The 3,262-nt window shown below is 43.7% G+C and carries 3 protein-coding genes; all 3 read left to right on the forward strand.

Annotated elements, in window-relative coordinates; all coding sequences use genetic code 11:
• The first annotated feature begins 231 nt into the window (after nucleotides 1-231).
• The 3 genes from LC653_RS45280 to LC653_RS45290 are packed head-to-tail and all read left to right on the forward strand — an operon-like array spanning nucleotide 232 to nucleotide 3,153.
• On the forward strand, nucleotides 232-1,020 hold the full coding sequence (locus LC653_RS45280) for a hypothetical protein (protein WP_229501755.1): 789 nt from the start codon (nucleotides 232-234) through the stop codon (nucleotides 1,018-1,020).
• Entirely contained in the window at nucleotides 1,017-1,919 is a 903-nt protein-coding gene (locus tag LC653_RS45285; RefSeq protein ID WP_229501756.1) for an Ig-like domain-containing protein, read from the forward strand. The genes LC653_RS45280 and LC653_RS45285 overlap by 4 nt, the downstream gene beginning before the upstream one ends.
• Nucleotides 1,837-3,153, forward strand: coding sequence for an RHS repeat domain-containing protein (locus LC653_RS45290; RefSeq protein WP_229501757.1), 1,317 nt, complete (start codon nucleotides 1,837-1,839; stop codon nucleotides 3,151-3,153). Before LC653_RS45285 ends, LC653_RS45290 begins: the two co-directional genes overlap by 83 nt.
• Nucleotides 3,154-3,262 lie beyond the last annotated feature (109 nt).

The following is a 3,262-nucleotide window of genomic DNA, read 5'->3' on the forward strand; positions in this document are numbered from 1 at the left end:
TTCGTAGAATTCTGGTAATATTATCATTAAATAGAGCTTGTTGCGAATGAATGCTCTTTTTCTTTTACCACAAATTGCTACACTCTTTGTAATATAAGCATTCTAGACCATTTTGTCCCCCCGCAAGCTTATTTAGCCTTCAATGGCGTAGAAACGGGCACGTTTAATAGTGGAGAAGCTAAGGTATTCACCTTCCAGAACTTTGTCGGTACAAAAGTTCTATTCAATGGCATGGTTGGTAATGGTGTCAATGCTTATCTCTACGATCCCAACGGCAATGTGGTGATGAACTTTGGCAACTTCCAATACACTGATTCTGCTCAGTATGTATTGACACAATCAGGTCTATACCACTTAGCGATCGCAGGTGACTCTGGAGCAAATCGTAACTATAGCTTCCAGATGCTAGATGCAAGCAGTGCGCCTCCAGTCGAATATAACTTACCAACTACAGGCTCCTTGGATAATGGACAAAAGGATGTCTTTTATAAAATAAATGCCACAGCAGGAAAGCGGTTATATTTTGATAATCTATCAGCTACTACCACCACAAATATCAACCGATTCACTTGGGGACTTTATGCACCCAATGGTAGCTATGTAAGCAATACTGACAATTATATCTACAATGATTTTCAATACGACTTCACGAATAGTGGCGAATACACCCTTGTGATTCGAGGACAAGCCGTAACCGATAAATTAGACTACAAGTTCCGAGTTATACAAACAGATACCAGCAATACCAGAGACATTATCACCCCTGGTGTAGGCAAATCTAATGATCAACTAGATGACGGCTCTCTAGCAACTGTAGCCGTGAAACTGCTTTCCAAAGATGGCCAAGGAGGCAGTAGTTTCCAAGACTACAATATCAAACTATTTGCCGACCCCGATAATGCTAATCCTGTAATTACCAGCACGCCTGACACCAATTACAGTTTGGCAGAAGATGGTTATCGCTATACGCTCACTGCCCTAGATCCAAATAAGACCAAGCATCCCGTGATTTGGGTATGAGTTTGGATACTCTCGGTAGACTGCGCTGGACACCGACTGCTGGCAATGTTGGTACTCACACAGTTGTCATTACAGTAAACGATGGCAATGGCGGTACTCAACAGCAACACTATAATCTGTCGGTGGCGGCTGATAGTGAAGCACCCAAAGTTAGGTTGATTGCTAATTATGACCAAGTTAATTTAGGCGAGTCGATAACTTTTCAAGCACGAGCGACTGACAATATCAAGGTTGCTGGTTTGCAATTGTTGATTGATGGAACTGCGGTAGTGCTGGATAGCAATGGTATGGCACGGTTCACGCCTACCACAGCCGGAACGATTACCGCAAAAGCGATCGCTAATGACACGGCTGGTAATCTTGGACAAGCAACTTTTGAAGTGGCTGTAATTGATACCAGCGATGTGAGCGCACCTGATGTCAGTCTGAATTTGGGTGCGATCGCCAACGGTACAGTTACCGCGCCTGTTGATATTAAAGGAACTGTTAATGATGATAACCTGGACTACTACCGCCTGCTGGTTGCGCCCATTGGTAGTAACGATTTCAAAGAACTTTTCCGAGGCACAAGCACTGTTAATGATGGTGTGCTGGGTAGATTTGACCCGTCACTGTTGGAAAATGATTCGTACACCTTGCGCCTGGAAGCTCATGATAAAGGCGGGAACATCAGCTTTGTAGAAGACACGGTTAATGTTTCTGGCGAATTGAAACTGGGGAATTTCCGGCTGTCGTTTACTGATTTAACCGTGCCTGTTACTGGTATCCCAATTACCCTAACTCGCACGTATGATAGCCTAACATCCGGCAGCGCAGATGACTTCGGCTATGGGTGGCGGATGGAATTCCGGGACACAGACAACGATGACCGATGCCGAAAATCATACAACGACTTATGAATATGATAAATTAGGTCATCAAACTGCGGTTATTGATGCACTTCAGCACCGGACTGAGTATAAATACAACGACAGGGGCGAACTGGTAGAAACAATCTACGCGGATGATACACCAGATAATCCTAACGACAACCTGCGCGAAACTAGCCGCTACGATGAGGCAGGGCGTAGAATTGCCAGCATTGATAAAGCTGGACACAAAACGCGGTTTGTCTACGATAAGGTTGGTCGTTTAAGATACACTATTTCTCCAGACAGTACACCCGATAATCCAAATATCTCGCCCGAATTATGGGATAATCCCAAGACAGAAACTGTCTATTACGACGATGGCTTAGTTAAAGCACAAATTGATGAGCGCGGCAATCGCACAGAGTTTCGTTACGATGCTGATGGTCGGCAAACTGAGGTAATTTACGCTGACGATACGCCAAACACGCTGGATGATAATTCCAGAACGACTTATAAATACGACAAAGTGGGGCAATATTTCTCCAAAACTGATGCACTCAACCACACGACCACTTTTAATTATGACAACTTGGGACGGTTAAGAAAAACCGTGTTCAACGACAAGACATACACCACCAGTGAATATGATAACTTGGGTCGGCGCATTGCTATGACCGACCAAAACAGCAAGCGGACTGAATATAGTTACGATGCGTTAGGTCGTTTGACTCTTGTGAAGAATACGCTTCAAGATTGGACAGAATACGGCTACAACGAAGTTGGCAACTTAATTTGGATAGAAGATGCTAACGACCACCGCACTAACTATGAATATGATGGCGTTGGTCGCCGGACTGCTACGATTTTACCACTTGAGCAGCGTTCTAATACTGTTTATGATGCTGTAGGTAATGTACAAACTTACACTGACTTTAAACGCAATACCATTACTTATCAGTACGATCCCCTGAACTGGATGACTTCTAAACAGTTCCAGGATGGGGCTAAGGTAACGTATACTTACACATCCATAGGGTTGCAAGATGTTATTACGTTTGTTGATGCTAATGGTCAAACTACTGCAACTTATGATTATGACTACGATGAACGCGATCGCTTAGTGAAACGTACTGACCCAGATGGACGCAAGATTGAGTATACTTACGATGCTGCAAGTAATCGCACTTCTGTTACTACCGCATCTGGTACAGTAAACTACACCTTTGATGTTCGCAATCGCCTTGACCAAGTAATTGAGGGTGGGATTGTTATACCAATTTGAAAAAAGAATGCGACAGATGGTAAATATAGATAGAAGTAGCATTCAGGGTATGTGATGGCAGGGGTAACGCATATCGAGATTGAAGAAACTGTCGAGGAACTAGAGGAGT

The organism is Nostoc mirabile CHAB5784 (genome assembly GCF_020829645.1).
Taxonomy (GTDB): domain Bacteria; phylum Cyanobacteriota; class Cyanobacteriia; order Cyanobacteriales; family Nostocaceae; genus Nostoc; species Nostoc mirabile.